Here is a 22,143-nt window from a genome sequence, read left to right as displayed (position 1 = left end):
TCAGTCGGTAAATACAGACAGTTTTCGTATATCACCAAGCAAGTACTGACCGGCCACACAGGGGGTCATGACCATGTAACGGTGTTCAGCCAAGCTTCTCAAGATCCCGTACCGCACCCTTGTCGGCGGAGGTCGCCAACAGCGCGTAGGCCTTCAGCGCCGCCGACACCTTGCGGTCTCGCTGGATGCTGGGCTTCCAGGCATCAGCGCCACGCGCTTCCTGAGAGTCGCGACGCGCCGACAGCTCTGCTTCATCCAACAGCACATTGATGGTTCGGTTGGGGATATCGATGCGGATGATATCGCCATTCTCGACCAGTCCGATGGCCCCCCCGGCTGCCGCTTCCGGCGAGGCATGACCAATCGACAGCCCCGAAGTCCCTCCCGAGAAGCGTCCATCGGTCAACAGCGCACAGGCCTTGCCCAGCCCCTTGGATTTCAGATATGAGGTCGGGTAGAGCATTTCCTGCATACCGGGACCACCACGCGGCCCCTCGTAGCGGATCACTACCACGTCGCCTTCCTTCACCTTGCCACCGAGAATATGCTCGACAGCCTGGTCCTGGGATTCGACCACATGCGCCGGCCCCTCGAATACCAGAATGCTCTCGTCGACACCGGCGCTCTTCACCACACAGCCATCTTCGGCAATGTTGCCGGTCAGCACAGCGAGGCCACCTTCACGAGAGAAGGCATGCTCATAGTCACGGATACAACCGGTGGCGCGATCACCATCGAGGCTCGGCCAGCGGGCGCTCTGGGAAAAGGCTACCTGAGTCGGCACACCGCCCGGCCCGGCCCTGTAGAAGCTGATCACTTCCGGACTGGGGTTGCGCATGATGTCCCACTCGTCCAGCGCTTCCTTGAGGGTGTCCCCGTAGACTGTAGGCACACTGGAATCGAGCACTCCGGCACGGTCCAGCTCACCGAGGATGGCCATGATGCCACCGGCACGGTGCACGTCCTCGATGTGATACTTCTGGGTGTTGGGGGCCACCTTGCACAGCTGCGGTACCTCGCGGCTGAGGCGATCGATATCCTGCATGGTGAAATCGATTTCCGCCTCCTGAGCTGCCGCCAGCAGGTGCAGAATGGTGTTGGTCGAGCCACCCATGGCGATATCGAGGGTCATGGCGTTGCGGAATGCCGCCTTTGAGCCGATCGCGCGAGGCAGCAGGTGCGCTTCATCACCCTCGTAGTAGCGTTTGGCCAGCTCGACAATGCGTTCACCGGCGTTCTCGAACAGACGCCTGCGATCCGAGTGGGTTGCCACCACGGTGCCGTTACCCGGCAATGCCAGGCCCAGCGCCTCGGTCAGGCAGTTCATCGAGTTGGCGGTGAACATACCGGAGCAGCTACCGCAGGTCGGGCAGGCACTGCGCTCCACCTCGTTGAGCAACTCCTCGTCGACGCTGTCGTCCGCTGCCATGACCATGGCATCGACCAGGTCGAGACCGTGATCGAGCAGCTTGGTCTTGCCGGCCTCCATGGGTCCACCGGAGACGAAGATCACCGGAACATTGAGGCGCATGGCGGCCATCAGCATTCCGGGAGTAATCTTGTCGCAGTTGGAGATACACACCAGCGCATCCGCGCAGTGGGCATTGACCATGTACTCGACGCTATCGGCAATCAGGTCACGGCTAGGCAGCGAATAGAGCATGCCGTCGTGTCCCATGGCGATACCATCGTCTACCGCGATGGTATTGAATTCCTTGGCCACTCCCCCGGCCTTCTCGATCTCGCGAGCCACCAGCTGGCCCATATCCTTGAGGTGCACATGGCCAGGGACGAACTGGGTGAAGGAGTTGGCCACCGCGATAATCGGCTTGTGGAAGTCGTCATCCTTCATGCCGGTGGCGCGCCACAGAGCGCGGGCACCAGCCATGTTGCGGCCAGCGGTTGTAGTACGGGAACGATACTCAGGCATGGGATCCTCATCATTTTTTATCCCGGCAATACCTGGAGCCAAGCGCTACGGCGCACGTCATTCCTGCCTGGCCTGATCGCAGCCAGTGGTCAACGTGAAGCATGAACGCTTCGTCCTTCTCGGGTATTCGAGCAGCTTCAGCTGCTTTTCCGGGTAGTGTCGCGTGTCCAGACTGTTGATTTTGTCATGCCCACGGATTGCATGCCAGCCAGCTATGAGGCACTAAATAGCCGCCTCCTTTAACCGACCATCAGCCAGCAATAGCCGACGGTCCGCCAGAGCCGTGATGTCTTCCGTGTCATGACTGACCAGCATCACTGCAACACCACGTTCCTTGAGGCGTTGCACCTGCTGCCATAGCAACTCACGATTGGCCCGGTCCAGGCCACTGAAAGGTTCATCCAGCAACAGCAATCGAGTCTGGCGCAACAGTGCTCGAATCAGAGCCACGCGCTGACGTTGGCCACCGGAAAGCTCTGTCGGGAGCCGCTCTGCCAGTCCTTCCAGTCCAACCTGGGCCAATCCTTCACCAATGCTCTGATGCTGTGCTTGGCTGAGACGCAGGTTCGGAGCCAGCCCCAGCCCGACATTGGCCCACACCGGCAAATGATCAAACAGATTGTGATCCTGGAAGACCGTCGTGATATCCCTTTCCCAGGGAGGCAGAGCGGTCAGATCTTGATCGCTCCACAATAACCGCCCGGATGCTGGCGTGAGAAACCCCGCCAGAAGGCTCAGCAGCGTGCTCTTGCCGGCCCCGGAAGGACCGTCCACGGCCAGGCATTCCCCTGGTGCAAGTTGCAGGTCAAAGCGGAAATCCAGGGTTTCCCCTGGTTGCGCCAGGGCATAATGAAAACTCAGTGCATCAGCTATCAGCATTGCGGCCTCGACACGACAGACAGACGGCCTGACCTTTTCCAAGGGTAACGGGGCAGACGGCGAGTCAGGACAGAGAGCAGAGCGAATATCAGCACGATCAATGCCAGCAGCATGAGAGCTGTCGCCGCTGCGCTCTGCCATCGATATCCACCAAGCTGCTGATACAGCAGCATCGGCAATGTTGGTGATGCAGGCGAACCAAACAGTGCTATGACACTGAAATCCCCTAGCGAAAGCGTCATGGCATAGGCAAGTGACAAGGCCATGGGGCGTCTAAGCCGCGGCCATAACAACCAGCGCAATCGAGCCCAGCCATGAATACCAAGCTGATCGGCCAGCCGGCGCTGGGGAGCGGCAAGCTCCACCGCCCCACTGCGCAGAACCTGCATGGCGAAAGGTAACGCCATCAACGCATTGACCAGCACCACCAGCGCATAGGCCTGCATGGCGCCACCAAGGGCAGGTCGTAACAGGACGAACAGCCCTGTCCCCAGAACCAGTGCCGGTAATACCAGTATCAACTGGCCACTGCCTTCCATCACTGCAGCCAGCCCGCGCCGACCCGCATCACGCAATACACCAGTCCCCGCCAGCAGGACCAGCGCCAGGCTGACAGCACCGATACCGGCACATGAGGCCATCAACAGACTACGCCGGGCAGCCGCCCATACGGTCCCATCCGCAACCATCTGCGGTACTCCTGCCAGCCCGGCAATCACGATAGCCACCAGCGGCGGCACCAGGAGCAGAATCAAGGCTGACAAGGTCACTCCATCGCCCAGGCGGCGCCATCCTCGGGTATCACGACGCTGAGCGTCCAGGGGCTGCCCGACACGCTGTTCGGAACCACCCTGCAACAATGGGGCACTTGCCCCACCAGCCAGCGCCATTCCCCACAATGCCAGACAGATGGTCAATTGGGTCAATGCCAGAAGTGCTGCCAGGGCCAGATCATTGTCGTACTTGAGCGCCTGATACAGAGCGACTTCCAGCGTACTGCTGCCAGGGCCACCCCCTAGCGTCATGACAATGGCAAAGCTGGTGAAGCACAGGGTGAAGACCAAGGCGGCAAGACGCGGCAGCAGTGGTTTGATGGCTGGCCACTCCAGCACCTGCCAGATCGCTCGCCGCGACAGCCCGAACTGAGCCACCAGGCGCCAATGGGTGCCCGGTGCACGTTCCACTGCCTGCAGCATGATCCGCGCCGACAGCGGCAGATTGAAGAAGACATGCGCCAATACGATACCCGACAGGCCATAGAGATACCCTGGCGCATTTCCCGAGAAAAACGGCATCGCCTCGATCAGCGGCGCCACCCAACCTTGGCGACCGTGCACGGCAACCAGGCCAAACAGTGCCAGCAGGCTCGGGATCACCAGCGACATTTCCATGATGCGCAGCAACAGGCCGCGTCCGGGAAATCGGGGACGGCGCGCCAGTACCACCGCCACCAACATGCCAAGCCCAAGAGAGATCAACGTGGACAGCGTGGCCTGCCACAAGCTGAATTTCAGGATCGCCAGCAGGTACGGTTCCTGCCAGAGCTGGGCGATGTGGAGGTCACTGGCTGCATGGATCAAGGCAGCAAGACTGCCTAGCCCAACAGCGACAATACCCAACATCACCAACCCGGCGGCCGGAAGTGGCAACCGGTTGGTGGCAGGCCCGCTTAGCGGCTGGAAGCGTTGAGCCATTCCCGGATCCACTCACGACGGTGCTGGCTGACCTCTGCGGGGCTGAAGGTATAGCTTTCGGGTTCGATCAGGCGGTCGAATACCTCGGGCAATTCATCACCCAGATCGATCGCCGGATACATCACATTGCCAAGGGGAATATGGCGCTGGAAGTCCTCGTTCAGAATAAAGTCCATGAACGCATGCGCCAGCTCAGGCTCATCGGTACCGGACACCATCGCTGCCGTTTCCACCTGCAGGTAGTGGCCCTCCTTGAACTCGGCAGCCTGATAGCGATCCGTCTTGTCGAATGCCATGTGATAGGCAGGTGACGTACTGTAGGACAGCACCATGGGAGCTTCGCCATTCATGAACAGCGAGAAGTAGGCCTGACTCCAGCCACTGGCCACCGTGAGAATATGCGGTGATAGTCGCTCCCAGGCCTCATCTGCCTTGTCGCCGTAGACATGCTTGATCCACAGCAGCAGACCTAGCCCCGGCACGCTGGTTCTTGGATCACTGATGATCACCTTCAGGTCTTCGGGGGCATCCATCAATGCTTCAAGACTGTCCGGCGGATTGGGCAGTGCCTCACTGTCATAGACGAAGGCAAAACGGCCCCAATCATAAGGCAGGAAGACGTCGTCATCCCATTCGATGGGCAATTCGAGAGCGGAAGTATCCGCCTCGTGCGGCGCAAGCAGTTCCAGAGCCCTGGCATCTTCCATCAGGTTCATGTCCAGGCCGAGGATCACATCCGCTTCGGTGGATGCCCCTTCCAGACGCAGGCGCTGCAGGATATCGACACCTCCCTCTAGAGCGACAAACTGCAGGTCGCAGCCGCAACGTGCTTCAAAGGCCTTCTCGATGGCAGGTCCTGGGCCCCATTCAGCCACGAAGGAGTCATAGGTATAGACCGTAAGCTGCGGCTTTTCGCCGTCCTGTGCCAACGCCTGTGAGGAGCTGAATGTCGTGATAGCGGCCAATGCCGTCAACATTGAAAGACCCGGATGCACTAACGCCACCCGGGTCTTGGTCAGGATGTCTTTCATTGGCAGTGATGCTCGGTAATCCGTGATGAATGCCTCACAGCTTACCCGAAGACTCGCCCGCCCTCACCCTCGGTCTTCAAACACCACTCGGGCAACATCCTTGTACTGGGAAGCGAAATGCACCGTCATGCCGTCCTTGAGATAGTCGGGCAGTTCATCGTAATCACGCCGGTTGGCCTCGGGCAGGATGACTTCGAAGATATCACTGCGCCGCGCCGCAATGATCTTCTCGCGAATACCGCCCACGGGCAGCACATGACCGGTCAGGGTCAGCTCCCCGGTCATCGCCAGGTTGCGTTTGATCGGTTCATTGCGCGCCAGTGACAGCAGCGCCGTGGTCATGGTCACCCCCGCGGAAGGGCCATCCTTGGGGGTCGCTCCTTCTGGCACGTGTACATGCACAAAGGACGACTCAAAGTAGCTGGGGTCAGCGCCATACTCTGCCATGTGCCCCTGCACGAAGCTGTAGGCAATATTGGCGGACTCCTTCATCACGTCGCCAAGCTGCCCCGTGAGCTTGAAGCCACGGTCCAGCCCGTGAACCCGCCCGGCTTCGATGGATAGTGTTGCCCCGCCCATGGACGTCCAGGCGAGACCAGTGACCACCCCAGCCCCCTTCATCACCTTTTCCTTGCGGAAGATCGGTGCGCCGAGGAATTCTTCCAGGTTCTTCACTGTCACGCTGACCGAGGCCTCCTCGCTCTCCAGCAGCTTCACCGCAGCCTTGCGCACAATGCGGTGCAACTGCTTCTCCAGCTGACGCACTCCCGCTTCGCGGGCATAGCCTTCGATGACCTGGCGCAGGGCGGCATTGCTGAGCTGGATACGCTTGCGTGGAATCTTGTCGCGCTTGAGCAACTTGGGCCACAGGTGGTTGCGAGCAATGGCCAGCTTCTCTTCGGCAATGTAGCCAGACAGGCGAATCTGTTCCATGCGGTCAAGCAGAGGTCCCGGAATCGAATCCAGGGTATTGGCGGTACACACGAACAGTACCTTGGACAGGTCCAGACGCACGTCCAGGTAATGATCGAGGAAGTCGACGTTCTGCTCTGGATCAAGTACCTCGAGCAGCGCCGAAGCCGGGTCTCCCTGGAAGGACTGCCCCATCTTGTCGATCTCGTCGAGCATGATCACCGGGTTCTCGACTTCGACTTCCTTGAGCGCCTGCACAAGCTTGCCGGGCATGGCACCGATATAGGTGCGGCGGTGCCCCTTGATCTCTGCCTCGTCACGCATCCCGCCGACCGAGAAACGGTAGAACTTGCGCCCCAGCGCCTCGGCGATGGAACGACCGACAGAGGTCTTGCCGACACCGGGAGGGCCAACCAGCAACAGGATGGAGCCGCCGACATCGCCCTTGAAGGTGCCTTCGGCCAGGAACTCGACAATGCGCTCCTTAACGTCCTTGAGACCATCGTGATCCCGGTCGAGCACCTTGCGTGCATGCCCCAGGTCAAGGTGGTCCGTGCTGGTCACTCCCCAAGGTACGTTGGTCAGCCAATCGAGATAGTTGCGCGTGGTGCCATATTCCGGCGAACCAGTCTCCAGCACCGAAAGCTTGTCCAGCTCCTCGTCAATGCGCTCCTTGACCCGCTGCGGCACTTCCTTTCCCTTGAGCCGGGCGCGGAAGGTATCCACATCGTTTTCGCGATCGTCCTTGGAGATACCCAGTTCACGCTGAATGACCTTGAGCTGCTCGCGCAGGAAGAACTCACGCTGACGCTGCTCCATCTGGGCATTGACCTGCTCACTGATCTCGCTCTGAAGCTGGGCAACTTCAATTTCCTTGCGCAGCAACGGCAATACCTTCTGCATGCGCAACACCACAGGCAGTGTGGTCAGGACATCCTGCAGCTCAGCACCCTGGGCAGAAGTGATGGCCGCGGCAAAATCGGTTAGAGGACTTGGTTCATGGGGGCTGAAGCGATTGAGGTAGTGCTTGAGCTCTTCGCCATATAGCGGGTTGATCGGCAACAGTTCCTTGATGCCGTTGATCAGCGCCATGGCATAGGCCCGGGTCTCGTCATCACTGGCGTCGACAGGCTCGCGAGGATAACTGACCTCGACCAGAAACGGGGCTTTCTTCGACAGCCAGCGCTCGATCTTGAAACGGCGCATGCCCTGGGCAATGAATTGCACTTGCTGAGGATCACGCTGCAGCTTGTGGACCATCACTGCAGTGCCCACTTCCGGGAAATCCTGCCAGCCTAAAGACTCGACTCCCGTCTCGCCGACGAAGGCCAGGCCGACAGTATGATGCGGCGTGTTATCGACTCGTTCGATAGTCTCGTCCCAGCGCTCACGGTTGATCACCAGTGGCTGCACCTGGGCAGGGAAGAAGGGACGATTGTGAATCGGCAGAAGATACAAACGTTCGGGTAGCGAGGCTGCTGCCGGAATCACAGCATGTTCCTGCACCTGGTCATCCGTGTCCTGGTGCTCGGAGCTGTCGTCACCTTCCAGGTCGACCCAATTCAGCTCATCATCCTGCGGATCGCGTTCGTCACTCATGCTTACCTCATCCTGATGTCTGGGCAACATGCCCTGTCTGATTCACAGGAATGTGGGCAACGAGCTCAGACTTCAAGTCATACATGCAGCAATGCATGTCTGAGCCGTCGGTTCCACATCACGCCACGCCGTCTTTCTCGGCTGCGTCATGAATGTCACCGGGGTAGCTTGAAAGGAGGCGCAAGGCGGCCATTGATGCGGATCTGGCCCTTGACGAGGTCAAGCGTCAGAGACTGGGTATCCAACGGTTCATGCAACCACAAGGCCACCATGGCAGGCACATCCAACCATTCGAAATCACCATCCAGGCGGCTCTGGAAACGCCCCCGCATCAGCGGATCCTGCAACTGGACCGCACTGAGCTCACCCAACTGCCGGGCATCGAAGATCACGACACCATTCCCCTTAAGGGAAAGGCCCAGCATGGGGCTGTCCAGGTCGACGTCACGCACGTCCAGACGAGGAGAGTCCTGCAGCAGATTGATCAATGCCAGGTCAAGCTCGGAGCCAGGCTCGGCAGCCTGAGGCAGCACACCGCCCTCTGCTGCCTTGCGTCTCAGCAGTACGATCAGTTCCTTGAGGGCGTCAGCATTGATCCGCGACAGCTCCATATTGGCAGTGCCGGCAAGCAGCAGGCGGTCACCGGAGCTCACTTCTCCCACACTGAGCTGGCTGCCGATTCGTAGCTCACTGTCATCCAGCAAGGTGCGAGTTTCCAACTGCAGGTTGCTACCTTCCAGATTGACCCTGGGATGACTGAGGCTCAACGCATCGATGGTCAACTGGTCGTGCTGGCTGAATGATTGCGCGCCTGCGGTGTAGGTGTATCGGCTCTCCAGTTGGGATGGGCCGACTTCCAGTTCGGCATCCCCATCATGCAGGCTCCAGGGTTTCAGGTGTACTCCCAGATGCCAGTCCCCATAGACACCATTGAAACTGATATTGCCTCCCCTGAAGTGCAGCTCACGAGTCGCTTCTCCGGGAGGAGATTGACTGATGACAAAGGAGGCCAGGCGCAGCTTGCCATTGAAGGTGCCTCCCAGGCTGCGGTAGTGGGCTTCCCAGGTAGGCGATGCGGAATGCAGGGTATCACTGAACAGGCCGCGATCATCACGGCCATGATGCAACTCGATCTGGCCGGACACGCTGGTATCCAGCACCCCGTGATTGGCTTCATATGGCAGAGAAAGGTGCCAGTCATGGCTGAGCAAGGGAGACAGGTGAATTGTACCGGAAGAGCTCAGCCAGCCGCGTTGTACATGACTGCGGGAAACGCGCAGATCACCCCGGGCCTGAAGGTCCGCCATGGCGCGTTCGAGTTCACGTTCGAACAGCAGGCTGGCAATATACTGAGCGAGTGCCCAAGTCAGCGCCAGCACCACCACTACCGGGACGATCCATCGTTCCTTGCGCATTCATTACCCCTGAATTCGCCGTGGCTCCAACATGGCCCTGGCGCTCACTGCCCGGATGCCAGTCCATCCGGATACTCTGTTCAATGTAGCCATAACCACAGGTGCATGGTGCTCCAGGCATATATGCCGGCCAGGATGTCATCGATCATGATACCGAAACCTCCCGCTACGCGGCGGTCCGCCCAGCGAATCGGCCAAGGCTTGATCACATCGAAGATGCGGAAGGCCACAAATCCCCAGAGTGCCGCTTCCCAGGAAAAAGGCACTGCTGTCATGGTCAGCCAATATCCCACGAATTCATCCCAGACAATCCCGGAATGATCGTGTACGCCAAGGTCATTGGATGTCTTGTCACACAACCAGCACCCCCAGACGAAGGTGATGGCAATCACCATCAGATACCAGCCCAGGGTCAATTCGGACAATAGCCAGTAGAAGGGAATCGCGGCCAGGGTACCAAAAGTGCCGGGAGCAAAAGGAGCAGCGCCACTACCAAGACCAAAAGCCAGGAAGTGGGTCGGGCGATGCCACACGCTAGCAGGAGACTTGTTCATGGTTCACCTCCGCTAAAGTGTTGCCAGCCGGCCTTGGTCGGCATCTTCACCCCATCAATGCCGCTTCCTTCGACCAGCCGCCCGATCTCTGTCAGAGCGAGCCCGAACGACGCCAGCTCCGCTTGCGCTGCAGCCAGTCGCTCTGGTGCCAGGGTAACGAGCAGCTCATAGTCATCGCCACCGCTGAGTGCCGCCTGCATTGCTCCCTCCTCGCCCAGCAAATCGACCAGTCCCTCTGCCAGAGGAATCGCTTGAGCATCGAGTTTCGCACCTAGCTTGCTGGCTTCCAGCACATGTCCCAGATCAGCCAGCAGCCCATCGGAAATATCAATGGCTGACGAGGCCAGCTCTGCCAAGACTCGACCTGCCTCAAGACGTGGCTGAGGCAACAGATAACGCGATACCAGCGGATGCTGAAGGTCATGCTCCCCGGCCTGCCAGGCCGCCAGACCACCTGCACCACCACCCAAGGCTCCCGTCACGGCCAGAATATCGCCCGCCCTGGCACCTGAACGCCTCAACGCTCGGGCAGGCTCCACTTCTCCCATCACCGTGACGCTCACGGCGCACTCTCCCGCCGTGACATCGCCACCGACAAGGTTGACCTTGGCCGCGTCACACAAGGCATGGAACCCCTTGGCAAACTCGGCCACCCAGGCAGCATCGCTGACAGGCAGTGCCAATGACATCAGGCACCAGCGGGGGCGGGCTCCCATCGCGGCAAGATCACTGAGGCTCACGGCCAGGGCACGATGCCCGACCGCGGAGGCAGGCGCTTTTGCAGGGAAATGGTGTCCTTCGACTGAAGTATCGACACTGACCACCAGCTGCTGCCCAGCCGTGGGGCTGAGCAGGCAGGCATCATCGCCTACCCCCAGGACAACACCGGTGTCCATGGTCGAGGCATGCGCAGGGGCCAGCCAACGATTGATGAGCTCGAATTCTCCATGCATGGGAATGTGACCCTTAGCGGCGACGGGCGCTTACCTCAGCGCTACGCAGCTTGTTGGCCAGCTTGTCGAGAATCCCATTGACATACTTGTGCCCATCGGTAGCACCAAAGGACTTGGCCAGTTCGACACCTTCGTTGATCACTACGCGATATGGCACTTCAAGACGGTGGGAGAGTTCGTAAGCCCCCAGGCGCAGAATGGCCAGCTCGATGGGGTCCAGGTCTTCCATGCGGCGATCCAGCAGCGGAGAGATGGAAGCATCCAGCTCAGCCTTGTAACGAGCCACGTTGTGCAACAGCTCATGGAACAAGGCCAGATCAGCGATTCTCATCACCTCAAGCCAGTTTTCATGGTTTTCCAGGTCGTCATCCGGAATCTGGCTGCGGAATTCAGCTTCCACGGAGGTAACGGGCTTGCCTGTCATGTGCCATTGATACAGCCCTTGGACTGCCAGTTCACGGGCAGCTCGACGGGCTTGCTGGGCGGGGGATGGAGAACGCTGATCATGACTCATGAGAAAGCCTCCTCAGCATCTTCTTCATCATCGCCATTTTCATCACCAAAACAACGCAACAGCGACACCATCTCCATCGCGGCCATGGCAGCTTCGATGCCCTTGTTGCCCATCTTGGTACCCGAGCGCTCGATCGCCTGCTCGATGGAATTGACCGTCAGTACACCATTGGCAATTGGAGTGTCGAACTCAAGCTGCAGACGTGACAGCGCAGAATTACACTCGCCTGCTACATGCTCGAAGTGCGGCGTACCGCCACGAATCACGGCCCCAAGAGCAATGACTGCGTCTGGACGTGCCACTTGCAGAACACGCTTGACCGCCAGCGGAAGCTCCCAAGCGCCCGGCACATGGACGATATCAATCGCTTCGGCATCCACACCGTGGCGCATCAGGCTGTCTACGGCACCTTCTACCAGACTGTCCACCACATGATGATTGAAACGGCCAACGACAATAACGTAGCGGCCTTCGACGTCGACGAAGCTACCTTCGACTTGGGAAATAGGATTCATGTCGGTCCTTCCTGAAAATGCCGACCAAAGTCGGCACGGGGTGGCAGTATGCTTCACCTTCACCCTGTTGAATACTAAAGCGCCGAGGCACTCATTGCCGTTCTGGCAATTCAGAGCCTCAGCGCAAAAAAATCAGTCGTCGAGAACATCACTCGACGATTCCCCCTGGGGAGACACCAGCTCGACCACTTCCAGATCAAACCCGGACAGTGCAGAAAATTTCCATGGCGAGCTGAGCAGACGCATCTTCCCTACTCCCAGTTCGCGCAATATCTGCGACCCGGTACCGATGGAAAGATAGTTGCCTGCTCCATCGGATTCACTGCCTCGCACCACACGGCGACGTTCGAGAAACACCTGCAGCAGATCATTGAGATCCTGGCCCGGACGTAGATCATCCAGCAATACAAAAACACCATGCTCGGCCCGAGCAACCTCCTGCAGTGCGGCACTGGCACGCCAGGAGGACTCCCCTTCACGTTCCAGACACAGCAGGTCACGCAGCTTGTTGCCCAGGTGCACCCTCACTGTCGTCAGCGCTTCCGGGCTCGGCTCGCCCTTGACCAGAGCCATGTGATGCGTGTTCTGGATACGGTCATGGAAGACATGCAGCATCAGTTCACCGAAATCGGTGGTCACTGACATGCGTTCGACCTCTTCTACCGTGCGCTCATTGAGAATGCGATAGTGAATGAGGTCGGCAATGGTCCCCATCTTGATACCATGAGTCCTGGCGAACTCCTCGAGCTCAGGGCGACGTGCCATGCTGCCGTCTTCATTCATGATCTCGCAGATCACACCGCTGGGGTCACAACCGGCCAGGGCCGCCAGGTCGCAGGCCGCCTCGGTATGGCCTGCGCGGCGCAGCACTCCACCGGGCTCAGCCATCAACGGAAAGATATGCCCCGGCTGCACAATATCCACACTCGTGGCATTGCGTGCACAGGCGGCCTGCACAGTACGCGCACGATCGGCAGCGGAAATACCGGTAGTCACGCCTTCAGCTGCCTCGATGGACAACGTGAACTTGGTGCCGTATCCGGAACCGTTGTCCTGCACCATCAAGGGCAAGTTGAGCTGAGCACAGCGTTCGTGGGTCATGGGCATGCAGATCAAGCCACGAGCATGCACTGCCATGAAGTTGATATGCTGAGCCTCAACCTTTTCGGCAGCCATGATGATGTCGCCTTCGTTCTCACGATCTTCATCATCCATCAGGATGACCATGCGCCCCTGGCGAATGTCTTCGATCAGCTCGGCGATGGGGGCGATTCCCCCATTGAAGGAGTGCGACATGACGTCTCCCTATAAATATCGGCTTGGCGCTGTCGCAGCCCGGCGACAACATCGTCGCTGACCTGCGTCGGACACCAGAATCGGCGTCAGGGTACCGTGACGCGGCATCTGGCGCCAGTAAGAAGCGTTGGAAGCATTTGCCCAACCCTGTATCAAATCCGTCCTGACGGCCTATCTGACAGGGCGGGCAAGAATTCGCCAGTCCTTGCCAAATGCCCGAATATCAAGGATATCCAGTGGGCGCTGCTGGTCCATGCGTTCAAGGCCAAGGTTCAGCAAGGGACGAGCCTCGCTCCCCAACAGTGTCGGTGCCAGATATAGCCGCAGCTCATCGACCAGGCCAGCATCCATCATCGCACCGGCCAATGTCGCCCCTGTCTCTACCAGCACATCATTGCATTGCTCATGTTCAGCCAGCCAGGACAACAGAGCAGCAAGATCTACCCGACCATCCTCCCCTGCGGGCAACTCAAGTATCTCGGCTCCCGCCTGTTCAAGCTTGGCCCAGCGCGCACTCTGAATGCCTGCCACCGTCACCACCAGGGTACGTCCCGGCTCCACCAGGCAGGCTGCAGCCAATGGCATGCGCAAGGTGCTGTCCAGTATCACGCGCAGCGGCTGACGTGCCGCAATGGCCTCCACAGACACGCCCTCGATCTCACCCAATTGTTCAGGGCGCACTGTCAGGCGAGCATTATCAAAAATGATCGAGTCCACCCCCGTGAGAATGGCACAACTCTCGGCGCGCAGACGCTGGACATCCCTCCTGGCTTCAGGACCAGTGATCCACTGGGATTCGCCGGAAGGCATGGCAGTACGCCCATCCAGGCTCATTGCCATCTTCAAGCGAATTCTTGGCCTGCCCTGCACCATGCGCAGCAGGAAACCAGCATTCAGGGCCCAGGCATCCTCTTCGAGGATTCCGACATCGACCTGAATGCCCGCTGCACGCATGCGCTCGATCCCACGTCCGGCAACCAGGGGATTGGGATCCTGCATGGCAACCACGACACGGGCAACACCAGCCTGAATCAGCGCTTCACAGCAGGGGCCAGTACGCCCCTGGTGTGAACAGGGTTCCAGGGTCACGTAGGCGGTGGCACCACCAGTCTTGTCTCCCGCCTCGGCCAATGCATGAATTTCAGCATGCGCTTCTCCCGAGCGCATGTGGAAACCTTCCCCGACGAGCGCTCCATCCTTGACCAATACACAGCCAACCCTTGGATTAGGCATGGTGGTATAGCGACCACGCTCAGCCAGGCGCAGGGCTCTAGCCATCCAGGCTTCATCACTCATGGGCATCATCGCGCTTTCCCTCCATGGCCATTATCCGGGGAGAAATGGGGTTCCTGGGCCAGTCGATCAATTTCGGCCCGGAACTCATCGATATCCTGAAAGCTGCGATATACCGAGGCAAAGCGGATATATGCCACCTGGTCGAGGCGCTTGAGTGCACTCATGACCTCCTCACCCACATCCCGGGCATGGATTTCACGTTCACCACGCGCTCGCAGTGACTGGCGAATGCGTTCTACCGCCGCCTCAATGGACTCGGCACTGACAGGACGCTTTTCCAGGGCACGCAGCATACCGCCACGCAACTTGGCTTCATCGAACACTTCACGAGTGCCATCTGACTTGATGATGCGCGGCATCAGCAACTCTGCAGTCTCATAGGTGGTAAAGCGCTCACCGCAGTCGGCACACTGCCGGCGCCGGCGTACCTGGTCGCCCTCGGCCACCAGGCGGGAGTCAGTCACGCGCGTATCCTGAGCGCCACAGAAGGGGCAGTGCATAGCGGCATATCCAAGTAGACGAAAGTGTCGGCATAGTGTAACGGGTGGCAGCTTTCTCGCCCAGTTGTCGCTCCATCCTGGCGCAATTTGTTCCTGCCTCCGGCTCTAGCTTATATAACAAGCGGGACATCCATATTCACTTGGAGCATGCCCATGCAGGTACATGGGACTCGATACATGGGACTAGGACATGGGGACCGGTACATGAAATACCGATGAGCAAGCTTGGCATGCCCTGTGCTTAAAGCTGGTATGAACCTGTATTCAGAACTGCGTCAACGACCTGCGCTTCGTCATTGGAGGAAAACCATGACCCGCTCTCCAAGCTCCGCCCTGCCACTCTCGGCCGACGCTTTCATCACGCGTGCTCGTCCCCTGATCGAACTGCTCTATGGACCTCGCTGCGACGAAGTCATGCGTCGCCTGATGCGCCTCGTGGACGCCCATCGCGACGTCCTGACGCCCCAGGATGGTGCAGAAGCCGTGGACCTGTGGAGCGAACGGGACCAATGGGTGATCCTCTATGGTGATTCCATCATCGAAGAGGGTCGCACACCGCTGGAAGCACTGGACGACTTTCTTGAGTCGCATCTCAGCGAAGTCATCAGCGGCGCTCATGTACTGCCCTTCTTTCCCTGGAGCAGCGACGATGGGTTCTCGGTCATCCATTATCGGGAAGTCAATCCAAGCCTGGGAGACTGGCAGGATATCCGCCGCCTGGCCAGCCATCGAGACTTGATGGTGGACCTGGTGCTCAATCATGCCTCCCGGGAATCCTTGTGGTTTGCCGACTATCTGGGCGGCAGCCTTCCCGGACGCGACTTCTTCATTGAAATGGACCCTGACACAGACCTTTCCGATGTGGTGCGCCCGCGCAGCTCTCCATTGCTGGTCCCCGTTGCGACTCGCCGCGGTGTACGCCACCTGTGGGCCACCTTTTCCGAGGATCAGATCGATCTCAACTTTGCCAACCCCGATGTATTACTGGAGTTCATCGGCATTCTGCTGTTCTACCTGGAGCAAGGCGCCCGGGTGATCCGGCTGGATGCCATTGCCTATCTATGGAAACGCCCTGGCACCAGCTGCATTCACCTGCCCGAAACCCATGCCGTGGTGAAGCTGCTACGCGCTCTGGTCGATCATATGGCGCCAGGCACGCTGATCATTACCGAAACCAATGTTCCTCACGCAGAGAACATCAGTTACTTTGGCTTATCCGGAACCGGGAGTTCCTCCCAGGTTTACGAGCAACAACCACTGGTGCCCGATGAGGCCCACCTGGTCTATCAGTTCACCCTGCCTCCCCTGCTGTTGCATACCTTGACCAGTGGCGAGGCGGACACGCTGGCCAGATGGATCGGCAGCCTGCCATACCTGCCACCGGGCTGCAGCTATCTCAACTTCACGGCCAGCCATGATGGCATCGGGGTACGCCCTCTGGAGGGCTGGTTGGAGCCCCACGACATCGATGCCTTGATGACCCTGATGCAACGCTTCGGCGGATTCATCAGCATGCGCAGCCAGGCTGATGGCAGCGACAGCCCCTACGAGCTCAATATCACCTGGTTTGCTGCCATGAGCGGTACCCGCAAAGGCCCCGATCCGTGGCAAATGGAGCGTTTTCTGCTCAGCCAGAACCTGATGCTGGCACTCAAGGGTATTCCCGCGATCTATCTGCACTGCCTCACAGCGACACAGAACGATCTGGAAGGAGTCGAGCATAGCGGTCGCTTGCGTTCCATCAATCGCAAGCGCTGGCAACGCGAACAGCTCGAGGAACTACTGGCCAGCCGACATACCCCCACCCGTGAAGTCTTTCATGCCTTGACGCGGCGCCTGTCGATTCGCAAGCAGGAACCCTGTTTTCATCCGGATGCAGGACAGCGCGTCATACCCAGTTCTTCCGCATTACTGGTGATTGAACGTGGGCCCCTGGAAAATGGTCGGCGGTTGCTGGCCATACACAACGTCACCGACCGGCGTCAGCCTCTGGACCTGGATACTCTCTTGCCAGTCACCCCTGACACCCCCTGGGAGGACCTTCTGGAAGGTGGAGTCTGGGAACCCCAGCACAGTCTTGCGCCATACCGCACGCTATGGCTGGTACAACAATCTTCACCCATAACGAACCCATGAGAAGAGAAGATTGTCATACTGGGCACATCTCACGCCCTTGATGACTGGAGTCTGTCATATGTCTCGCTCTCCTCGCCCACTTACCTGGCGCCATCGTGTATCGCACATCGCATTGGCATCAGCAGCTTTCGGCCTGCTTCCTTCAGCCACGGCGTTGGCCAAGGACTACCCTGCCCCCCTGGAAGCCCTGGAAAAAGAAGGACTGGAAATTTTCGGCGAGTTCGATGCCCCTGGCGGGCTTACGGGTTATGCAGCAAGCCATCAGGGCCAGCCCATGACCGTATTCGTCACACCTGATGGAGAACATGCCATCGTCGGCAACCTGATTGACAGTGAAGCCAACAACCTGTCGAACGAACCACTGGATAGGCTGGTACAAGGCCCTCAGGACGAAGCTACCTGGCAGCAATTGGAGAACAGTGCCTGGATTGCTGACGGAAATGAGAATGCCGAGCGCATCGTGTATGTCTTTACCGATCCCAACTGCCCTTATTGCAAGAAATTCTGGGAAAAGGCCAGGCCCTGGGTCGAAAGTGGCAAGGTGCAGCTTCGCCATGTGATGGTAGGCATTCTCGACCCTCAGAGTCCACGCCAGGCGGTGACCATGCTGGCTGCGGACGACCCTGCGGCAGTACTCGCCGCCCATGAATCCGGAGAGACAACCGTCGCCCCCATGGAGCAGTTGCCACGGGAGTGGGAAGTGAAGCTCCAGGGGAACCACGAGCTGTTCAACCGGCTCGGTATGATCGCCACACCAGGTCTGGTGTACCAGACTGAAGACCGCATGGAAATGGCCCAGGGCATGCCCCAGGAGGATCTGTTCAACACCATCATGGGGCCGCGCTGAACACGCATGCAGCGCTAAGGTGGAACGCAGCGTTCACACCTTGCCTTCATTGTCTTCCTCGACAGCGGCATAAAGGCATTCGGGCAGGTCTGGGAGAGCTGCCCGAACCCGGTTCCAGCTGGGGATGAAGGGTTTCTCCCTGGGATTTTCCAGAAAGGCGTTGCCTGCGGCCATCAGGTTGTCGGCAAACAGTTCCACCGCCTGCTCCTCGGCGTGCCGATCGAGGCTCAGGCCATTCATGACGGCATCGTGGTCATAGGTTTCGATCAGATCCAGGGCCAGGCGATAATAGGTCGCCTTGAGCGTACGAAAGCCTTCGGCAGAGAATTGCACGCCCTGGGTTGCCAGCTTTCGATAGAGCGCCTTGGCGATATCCAGACTCATGCGATTGAGCCCGGTGGTGGCATTGTCGGCAGACACTGGCTGGTGCTTGTGATCATAGTGATCGGCGATATCCACCTGGCACAAGCGATTGGTGGAATGATCACGATGCACCTCCGACAACACACCAATCTCCAGCCCCCAATCCGCCGGGATACGAATGCCATCAAGCACTTCCGTGCGCATCGAGAACTCTCCTGACAACGGGTAGCGATAGCAATCCAGATAATCGAGATAAGGCAATGGGCCGTGGATCATCTTCAGCGCCCGCAGCAGAGGCGTGACCATCAATCTCGACACCCTGCCGTTGAGTTTGCCCTCCGCAATACGCGGGTAATACCCCTTGCAGAAGGCATAGTTGAAACGCGGATGAGCGACTGGATAGATCAAGCGTGCCAGCAGGCCACGATCGTAGGTGAGGATATCGCAGTCATGCAGCGCCACCGCTACCGTGCGATGCGAGGCCTGCACATAGCCTGAACAGTACCAGACGTTCCTACCCTTGCCCGGTTGCTGGGGAGACAGCCCCTTTTCTTCCAGCTCGGCATCCAGTGCACGCAGACGCGGACCATCGTTCCACAGAATACGATGGTGCTGCGGCAGGCGGGAAAAGAAATCACGCGCAAACAGAAACTGGTCACGGTCGGCCTGATCGAGGCCAATCACGATCTCGGCCAGATAAGGCACTTTAGCCAGTTCGTCAACGATGGCGGATAAAGCATGCCCCTCCAGCTCCGAAAACAGTGACGGCAGGATCAACCCCAGGGGACGCCGACGAGCAAAGCGACACAGATCAGCTTCCAGCTCCTCGACAGAACGCCGCGTCAGGTTATGAAAGTCGGTAATGATGCCGTTCTGGTGAAAATCGCTCATGCCTTGCCCTCCTCACCCCAGAAATAGGAAAGCCCCTCGGCCCAACCCTCGGGCCCAGAGGCTTGTGTACGGTACAGACGTGGAGGAAAGCCGGAGCCTGCCTGACCAAGCGCAATATCCAGGCCATGCTGCCCACGGATGATCACAGCGGCCTCGACGGCTTCGAGCATGGCAATGTCATTTGGCCCATCGCCCAATGCCAGGGTTTCCGGTGCCGTGCCACGCAGTGCTTCGAAACGGCTGCATAGCCAGCTCACCGCTCGACCCTTGTCGATATCGCCGGTGACATGCCAGAAGCGACCACCGCGAGTCATGTGCAGACCATCACCGGCAAGCCCCTCGGCAAAACGAGTCAGCTTGTCTTCCGTGTCCCGCCACACCAACGGCTCACTACCTTCGCGAAGCCGGGCCAGGCGCGCGCTCTGCTCATTCAGGCCGGTCCAGGCTGACACCTCGCTTACCGACATCTCGCTCATGGTGATGAAGTCGGCACCCAACCGCTCACGCCATACCATCACCCGCTGGCGGATCAGGCCGATGTCTACGGCCAGGTTCTTGACCACCAGACCATCAGCTCCCGACACGACTTCCCGCTTGGCATGGCACCAGGCCGGAGGCAGCGCAACAACGCCACCATTCTCGGCAATGAAAGGGGTATGGCTCAGTCCCAGAGTTTGGCGCAGAGACATCAACTCGCTACGTGTCTTGCTGGTCACGGGAATGACCGCGACACCCGCCTCCTTCAACGCCCCGAGCCAAGGCGCCGCAGGCGACCAGTCATAGCTGTGGTGATCAAGCAACGAGCCATCCAGGTCAGTAAAGACCAGGCGTGGTCGTGATCCGGGGCGAAGCTGGGGAAAGACACCTGACATGGCAGACCTGCTAGTTTGGGGTGTTCATACCAAGCCCCAAGCAGATGACATGCCAGTCGTGGAAAAAATACAGAGAGATCAATGCATCAGCAGCGCATATTCAAATACCTTCTCGCCAATGCACCGAAGCAACACGACAATGCCCCATTCTGGCGCACCAGAATGGGGCATTGCGATTTGGCTAACCAGAAAACTGATGATTTACGTCGCGAGCGAAGAGAGATTGGTTGCCGCCGGAACACAGGAACCGGAATGCAGCCTGCTACATGAGGATTCCGTCCGGGCTGGCGCACCAGTACCGCCGGCAGCCAAGATATCAAGCGCAGCAATAAATCAGCGTTTTTTTCATCTGGCTAGCCGAGCGGAATGAAGCATTAGGCGCCCGGAGCACAGATCCGGGAGCCTATGTGTTATTAGGTGACCGGATCGAGCACCGCGCAACAACGTGCTTCATCCGCACAGGCAGCCAGAATTAGCGATAGACCGGCAGGCGAGTACACACAGACTCAACCTTACCCCGAATCTCCGCTTCAACAGCAGCGCTATCCTCGCCCTTGGCCATGACGTCCAGCAGGTCGCAGATCCAGCCTGCCAGGTCACGACATTCTGTTTCGCCGAAGCCACGCGTGGTCACTGCCGGAGTACCGATACGCAGCCCGGAGGTGACGAAGGGGCTCTGGGGATCACCAGGTACGGCATTCTTGTTCACGGTGATGTGGGCACGACCCAGAGCGGCATCTGCATCCTTGCCGGTCAGGCCTTGCTTGATCAGCGACAGCAGGAAAAGGTGATCTTCTGTGCCACCGGAAACCACGTCGTAGCCACGTTCGATGAACACACCCGCCATGACCTGGGCGTTCTTGATGACCTGCTGCTGGTATTCCTTGAACTCAGGCTCCATGGCTTCCTTGAAGCACACAGCCTTGGCGGCGATGACATGCTCCAGGGGGCCGCCCTGACCACCGGGGAAGACCGCGGACTGCAGCTTCTTCTCGATGTCGGCATCGTTTTCGGCAGACAGGATCAGGCCACCACGCGGGCCACGCAGAGTCTTGTGAGTGGTGGTGGTAACGACATGAGCATGGGGCAGCGGCGTCGGATACAGACCAGCAGCAACCAGACCGGCGATGTGAGCCATGTCGACCAGCAGATAAGCACCGACTTCATCGGCGATCTCACGGAACTTGGCCCAGTCTATGATCTGCGAGTATGCAGAGAAACCTGCAATGATCATCTTCGGCTTGTGCTCACGGGCCAGACGGGCAACTTCGTCATAGTCGATGCGGCCGCTTTCATCGATACCGTACTGAACGGCATTGTAGTGCTTGCCGGAAAAGTTCGGACGAGCGCCGTGAGTCAGGTGGCCACCTGCATCCAGGCTCATGCCGAGCACGGTATCGCCAGGACTGACCAAGGCCTGGAAGACAGCACCGTTGGCCTGGGAGCCGGAATGAGGCTGAACATTGGCGTATGTTGCAGCGAACAGTTCATTGGCGTAATCGATGGCCAGCTGCTCAACGATATCAACGTATTCGCAACCACCGTAGTAGCGCTTGCCCGGATAACCTTCCGCATACTTGTTGGTGAGCTGGCTACCCTGAGCCTCCATGACACGGGGGCTGGCATAGTTTTCGGAAGCGATCAGCTCGATATGCGTTTCCTGACGAGCAACTTCCTTCTGCATTGCATCGAACAGGGCGTCATCGAAACCGGCAATCTTCATGTCGCGACTGAACATCGGCGGGCAAACCTCGCAGCTGGGGGAAAAATTCGGGAGGCCATGATAGCGCAGGCCATGCCGGCTTTCACTTGAAAGACCGTCATGAACTACCTCATGTTTTCTCATCTTGGCTTCAGTGATACTGAAGCATCTTCGATATATCCCTTCCCCGGCATGCATTTCTGCATCAGTTCTGCATCATTTTCTCGACAATGCCTTACCCCTG

19 protein-coding genes are annotated in these 22,143 nt (G+C 58.8%); 3 read left to right on the top strand and 16 right to left on the bottom strand.

The features are described from left to right. Positions 1 to 85 precede the first annotated feature (85 nt). From ilvD to nrdR, 13 genes are all read right to left on the bottom strand, one after another. A complete protein-coding gene (ilvD, locus tag E4T21_RS04350; RefSeq protein WP_149283845.1) occupies positions 86 to 1,930 on the bottom strand; it encodes a dihydroxy-acid dehydratase in 1,845 nt (614 codons plus the stop codon). A gap of 222 nt (positions 1,931 to 2,152) precedes the next feature. Continuing rightward, a complete protein-coding gene (locus E4T21_RS04345) occupies positions 2,153 to 2,809 on the bottom strand; it encodes an ATP-binding cassette domain-containing protein (RefSeq protein ID WP_149283843.1) in 657 nt (218 codons plus the stop codon). Continuing rightward, positions 2,803 to 4,503 carry a thiamine/thiamine pyrophosphate ABC transporter permease gene (thiP, locus tag E4T21_RS04340; RefSeq protein ID WP_149283841.1) on the bottom strand — a complete coding sequence of 567 codons (1,701 nt, stop codon included), beginning with the start codon at positions 4,501 to 4,503 and terminating at the stop codon, positions 2,803 to 2,805. Before thiP ends, E4T21_RS04345 begins: the two co-directional genes overlap by 7 nt. Continuing rightward, positions 4,479 to 5,534 (bottom strand): thiamine ABC transporter substrate binding subunit, encoded by a 1,056-nt coding sequence (thiB, locus tag E4T21_RS04335; RefSeq protein ID WP_240349286.1) that lies wholly within the window; start codon positions 5,532 to 5,534, stop codon positions 4,479 to 4,481. The genes thiP and thiB overlap by 25 nt, the downstream gene beginning before the upstream one ends. Before the next feature lie 63 nt (positions 5,535 to 5,597). After that, positions 5,598 to 8,045 (bottom strand): endopeptidase La, encoded by a 2,448-nt coding sequence (lon, locus tag E4T21_RS04330; RefSeq protein ID WP_149283839.1) that lies wholly within the window; start codon positions 8,043 to 8,045, stop codon positions 5,598 to 5,600. Between the two features lie 155 nt (positions 8,046 to 8,200). After that, positions 8,201 to 9,460: a DUF945 family protein gene (locus E4T21_RS04325; protein WP_149283837.1), complete on the bottom strand. Its 1,260-nt coding sequence runs from the start codon at positions 9,458 to 9,460 to the stop codon at positions 8,201 to 8,203. 80 nt (positions 9,461 to 9,540) lie between these two features. Then, entirely contained in the window at positions 9,541 to 10,014 is a 474-nt protein-coding gene (locus E4T21_RS04320) for a phosphatidylglycerophosphatase A family protein (protein WP_149283835.1), read from the bottom strand. Then, positions 10,011 to 10,967 carry a thiamine-phosphate kinase gene (thiL, locus tag E4T21_RS04315; protein ID WP_149283833.1) on the bottom strand — a complete coding sequence of 319 codons (957 nt, stop codon included), beginning with the start codon at positions 10,965 to 10,967 and terminating at the stop codon, positions 10,011 to 10,013. The genes E4T21_RS04320 and thiL overlap by 4 nt, the downstream gene beginning before the upstream one ends. Before the next feature lie 13 nt (positions 10,968 to 10,980). Further along, entirely contained in the window at positions 10,981 to 11,481 is a 501-nt protein-coding gene (gene nusB, locus E4T21_RS04310; RefSeq protein ID WP_149283831.1) for a transcription antitermination factor NusB, read from the bottom strand. Next, positions 11,478 to 11,996 (bottom strand): 6,7-dimethyl-8-ribityllumazine synthase, encoded by a 519-nt coding sequence (gene ribH, locus E4T21_RS04305; protein ID WP_149283829.1) that lies wholly within the window; start codon positions 11,994 to 11,996, stop codon positions 11,478 to 11,480. The genes nusB and ribH overlap by 4 nt, the downstream gene beginning before the upstream one ends. A gap of 132 nt (positions 11,997 to 12,128) precedes the next feature. Beyond that, positions 12,129 to 13,292, bottom strand: a complete 1,164-nt coding sequence (gene ribBA, locus E4T21_RS04300; protein WP_149283827.1) for a bifunctional 3,4-dihydroxy-2-butanone-4-phosphate synthase/GTP cyclohydrolase II — start codon at positions 13,290 to 13,292, stop codon at positions 12,129 to 12,131. A gap of 171 nt (positions 13,293 to 13,463) precedes the next feature. Next, positions 13,464 to 14,597: a bifunctional diaminohydroxyphosphoribosylaminopyrimidine deaminase/5-amino-6-(5-phosphoribosylamino)uracil reductase RibD gene (gene ribD / locus E4T21_RS04295; protein ID WP_149283825.1), complete on the bottom strand. Its 1,134-nt coding sequence runs from the start codon at positions 14,595 to 14,597 to the stop codon at positions 13,464 to 13,466. Further along, positions 14,594 to 15,088: a transcriptional regulator NrdR gene (nrdR, locus tag E4T21_RS04290; protein ID WP_149283823.1), complete on the bottom strand. Its 495-nt coding sequence runs from the start codon at positions 15,086 to 15,088 to the stop codon at positions 14,594 to 14,596. Before nrdR ends, ribD begins: the two co-directional genes overlap by 4 nt. Positions 15,089 to 15,397: 309 nt before the next feature. Here nrdR and E4T21_RS04285 point away from each other — a divergent pair, with 309 nt between their 5' ends. Both E4T21_RS04285 and dsbG read left to right on the top strand, forming a co-directional pair. Continuing rightward, positions 15,398 to 17,224: a sugar phosphorylase gene (locus E4T21_RS04285; RefSeq protein WP_149283821.1), complete on the top strand. Its 1,827-nt coding sequence runs from the start codon at positions 15,398 to 15,400 to the stop codon at positions 17,222 to 17,224. A gap of 58 nt (positions 17,225 to 17,282) precedes the next feature. Then, positions 17,283 to 18,071, top strand: coding sequence for a thiol:disulfide interchange protein DsbG (gene dsbG, locus E4T21_RS04280; RefSeq protein WP_149283819.1), 789 nt, complete (start codon positions 17,283 to 17,285; stop codon positions 18,069 to 18,071). Between the two features lie 33 nt (positions 18,072 to 18,104). Here dsbG and E4T21_RS04275 read toward each other — a convergent pair whose 3' ends face one another. Both E4T21_RS04275 and E4T21_RS04270 read right to left on the bottom strand, forming a co-directional pair. Then, a complete protein-coding gene (locus E4T21_RS04275) occupies positions 18,105 to 19,325 on the bottom strand; it encodes a glycosyltransferase family protein (RefSeq protein WP_149283817.1) in 1,221 nt (406 codons plus the stop codon). Then, on the bottom strand, positions 19,322 to 20,197 hold the full coding sequence (locus E4T21_RS04270) for an HAD-IIB family hydrolase (RefSeq protein ID WP_149283815.1): 876 nt from the start codon (positions 20,195 to 20,197) through the stop codon (positions 19,322 to 19,324). The genes E4T21_RS04275 and E4T21_RS04270 overlap by 4 nt, the downstream gene beginning before the upstream one ends. On the opposite strand from E4T21_RS04270, the gene E4T21_RS04265 reads away from it, so the two are divergent. Continuing rightward, on the top strand, positions 20,196 to 20,567 hold the full coding sequence (locus tag E4T21_RS04265) for a hypothetical protein (protein WP_149283813.1): 372 nt from the start codon (positions 20,196 to 20,198) through the stop codon (positions 20,565 to 20,567). The two genes, E4T21_RS04270 and E4T21_RS04265, sit on opposite strands and share 2 nt — an antisense overlap. 102 nt (positions 20,568 to 20,669) lie before the next feature. On the opposite strand, the gene glyA is transcribed toward E4T21_RS04265, so the two are convergent. Beyond that, the gene (glyA, locus tag E4T21_RS04260; protein ID WP_149283811.1) at positions 20,670 to 21,935 is read right to left on the bottom strand and encodes a serine hydroxymethyltransferase; all 1,266 of its coding nucleotides are present in this window, start codon (positions 21,933 to 21,935) and stop codon (positions 20,670 to 20,672) included. Between the last annotated feature and the right edge of the window lie 208 nt (positions 21,936 to 22,143).

The organism is Halomonas binhaiensis (assembly GCF_008329985.2).
Lineage (GTDB): Bacteria > Pseudomonadota > Gammaproteobacteria > Pseudomonadales > Halomonadaceae > Halomonas > Halomonas binhaiensis.
The sequence above is the reverse complement of the archived record's forward strand: the minus strand, read 5'-3'. Positions and strand labels throughout refer to the sequence as shown.